We start from the raw sequence: 2,983 nt of genomic DNA on the forward strand, positions 1-2,983 counted from the left end.
AGATAATATCCTTATATTTCAATCAGTAATGCAATAAAAGTAATTGTTAATTTGTTTGTCACTTTCCAGACTTTTTGATGATATTATTCACTCGTGCCCATCCTGCTTGACAGCGGAATCCGATTGTTCGACAATATCAACACCGGGTACATTCGCAAAGATAATCAAGGATGCTGAAAATACGTTTTTGGGAGGCTACGCGGGCTATTTTCAAGATCCTGATGATCATTTGTGGGAAGTTGTTTGGAATCCTGAATGGTGAGTCAAGAAATAAGGATCTATGAGCAAATTCCCTGACCAAATTATTGAAAAAATATTAATATCAGGAGGAGACCTTATGAAAATATTTAGCAAGTATAATTTAGGGAAGATTGAATTAAAAAACAGAATTGTGATGGCTCCCATGACACGCTCAAGAGCAATTGACAATATCCCTAATGATATTATGGTGAAATACTATAAACAGAGAGCCGGGGCAGGACTAATAATTACAGAAGGGACAGCACCATCAGCTAATGGCGTGGGTTATCCCCGTATACCTGGTATTTATAACGATAACCAAATACGGGGATGGGAAAAAATCACAGATGCTGTTCACAGTAAAGAGGGGAAAATATTCTTACAGTTGATGCATACAGGTCGTGTATCCCACCCGGAGAACATGAAGCCAGGCACAAAAATTATTGCCCCATCAGCTATTGCAATGAGTGGTGAAATGTATACCGATACTAAAGGATTACAACCATACCCAGTTCCACTGGAAATGACTTTACAAGATATTGAAAAAGCTCAAAATGAATTTGTACAGGCAGCCAGGAATGCCATTGAAGCAGGTTTTGATGGGGTAGAAGTTCATGGTGCCAATGGATATCTGATTGATCAGTTTATCAACCCTGCATCAAATCATCGAAATGATGGCTATGGAAATTCAATTCAAAACCGCTGCAGATTCGCAATCGAAGTGGCTCAAAAAGTGGCAGACGCTGTTAGCTCAGAAAAAACTGGTATTCGACTTTCTCCCTATGGTGTGTTCAATGATATGATTATTTTTGATGATATCGAACAGACCTATGAATATCTGGCAGACTGCCTGGGGAAAATAAAATTAGCTTATATACATATTGTTAATCATTCTTCTATGGGAGCGCCGGAAGTTCCTGAATCTGTAATATCAAAAATCCGTAAGGCTTTTGGTGGTACCATTATTGCCAGTGGAGGATTGGATAAAGAAAAAGCAGAGAAAATATTAGAAGAGGAAAAAGCTGATTTGGTAGCATTTGGCAGGGCATTTCTATCTAACCCGGACCTCGTAAATAAAATGAAAAATGATCTGCCTTTAAATAAACCTGATTATGATACCTTCTATACTCCTGGCGAAAAAGGTTATATTGATTATCCTTAAAGGGTATGCGTCCATAAGAAAAACTCTGCCACATACAATAGCAATAACAAAAACCACCCTGCGAGGATGGACTGGGTTCTTATCTCAAATACCTCTTTCAGTACCTTTCTATTTGCAATAATATTTGCAATTTCCCGTATTTTTGTGTTAGCCTTTTTAGAGCTTTAAAACACTAATACTTATCATCCTCAAAGGGAGGCAAATATTATGAAAAGACAACAGACGCTTATCTGGATTGCAATGCTGGGAGCCATATTCATGATGGAGGCTGCCAGTTTTGGAGAGGAACGTGTGACGGTAATCATCGAGAAGGGGACTCTGGCGTTTTCCCCACAGGAGGTGACTATCAAAAAGGGAGACAGCATCCGCTGGAACAATAAGGCTGAGGAGCAACATTTTCTGACAGCCTCTAAATCATCCGAGCAGCTCGAGACCCTGACCCGACAGTCCGACCTTCTGCTGTTTAAGACAATGGAGAAGGGAGAGGTCTACGAAAAGACCTTCACGGATGTGGGCACTTTCTTTTATCATTGTGGTATACATGATAAGATGTGGGGGAAGATAACTGTTGAGGAGTAGCTCCAGCAGCCGTTATATCACAGGTTTTTCCCTTTGACGTATACGCGGGCCGAGTAATTCGCACTAACCATTAAGGTCATGAAAGGTGGCTGCCTAACAAGTGCAGGGGATAAATAGGGCGGACATAAAAACGGGCCTGCTTGTGCGGGTGGTAACAAAAGATGACCAGCGTACGGGAAGGCTGACGGAGGGTGTCGTTAAGGATATTCTGACAAAGTCGCCCACCCATCCACACGGGATCAAGGTGCGTCTTGAAAGCGGCATTGTTGGACGGGTGAAAGAGATCCTCTCGTAAGCCGGTTTATATTTCCACCTTAAGCGCAGTTTGATATGTGATTACATCCCGTGACATTTCTTGTACTTCTTTCCGCTTCCGCAATGACATACCTCATTGCGTCCAGGTGTTTTGGTTGCTGCCGGCGGTAATATATGAGGTGCATAATTCAGGCAGTATAGCCTGACAAGCTCTACTACGCCATCTGCCGCATCTTCCGGTTTATCATAGCTTTCTCTGTAATGTTTTTCACTTGCCATTAATTCTGTCTCAATGGCCTTGTCAACTGCAGCGGAGTCGTCAGTAGATGTTGCTGAGGCGTGTATTATCCGGCAGTATCCCTTTTCATTTGGTTTTGCGTCAGGAGACCCCATGTAGCCGCAGTGCTCCGGTCTTATTTCAGTCCCGCCTGTCGTCGCCGGATGTATCATGCATTTTTTATCTTCAGAAGATAAGAAGATGCATCTGAATGCAAACATAGCCCTTAGATTGATTAAAATAGTCTTGTTCGCTACCTTTATATCCTGAACAGCGAGGTTATATCTCTCAGGTGTGGTGAAGAGTGGACGGGGAGTCTCCTCAGTGGTTACATACTTTTCCGTTATCCTCCCGGCCCTCTCGGTGAGGCTGTTGACTACTTCTGACTTAAGTTCCTGAGGACGGAACTGGCCGCTTTACTTTTTTATAGAGTAGGTGATTATTACCCACCATGGGTCACAGCATTTCCC

Annotated in this window: 4 protein-coding genes; 3 read left to right on the forward strand and 1 reads right to left on the reverse strand. The window is 42.4% G+C overall.

From position 1 onward, the window contains the following. Positions 1-337: 337 nt before the first annotated feature. From HZA08_10470 to HZA08_10480, 3 genes are all read left to right on the forward strand, one after another. Entirely contained in the window at positions 338-1,402 is a 1,065-nt protein-coding gene (locus HZA08_10470; protein ID MBI5193848.1) for an alkene reductase, read from the forward strand. Positions 1,403-1,609: 207 nt separating this feature from the next. Next, the gene (locus HZA08_10475; protein MBI5193849.1) at positions 1,610-1,981 is read left to right on the forward strand and encodes a cupredoxin domain-containing protein; all 372 of its coding nucleotides are present in this window, start codon (positions 1,610-1,612) and stop codon (positions 1,979-1,981) included. Positions 1,982-2,081: 100 nt separating this feature from the next. Next, positions 2,082-2,276 (forward strand): YwbE family protein, encoded by a 195-nt coding sequence (locus tag HZA08_10480; GenBank protein ID MBI5193850.1) that lies wholly within the window; start codon positions 2,082-2,084, stop codon positions 2,274-2,276. Positions 2,277-2,317: 41 nt separating this feature from the next. Here the strand turns inward: HZA08_10480 and HZA08_10485 are convergent, their stop codons facing one another. Next, entirely contained in the window at positions 2,318-2,686 is a 369-nt protein-coding gene (locus HZA08_10485) for an SEC-C domain-containing protein (protein ID MBI5193851.1), read from the reverse strand. Between the last annotated feature and the right edge of the window lie 297 nt (positions 2,687-2,983).

Source organism: Nitrospirota bacterium (assembly GCA_016212215.1).
In the GTDB taxonomy this organism is placed as follows: Bacteria; Nitrospirota; 9FT-COMBO-42-15; order HDB-SIOI813; family HDB-SIOI813; genus JACRGV01.

Coding starts and splice junctions, on each gene's coding strand:
- HZA08_10470 (MBI5193848.1), top strand. CDS start 338: ATGAAAATATTTAGCAAGTATAATTTAGGGAAGATTGAATTAAAAAAC.
- HZA08_10475 (MBI5193849.1), top strand. CDS start 1,610: ATGAAAAGACAACAGACGCTTATCTGGATTGCAATGCTGGGAGCCATA.
- HZA08_10485 (MBI5193851.1), bottom strand. CDS start 2,686: ATGATACATCCGGCGACGACAGGCGGGACTGAAATAAGACCGGAGCAC.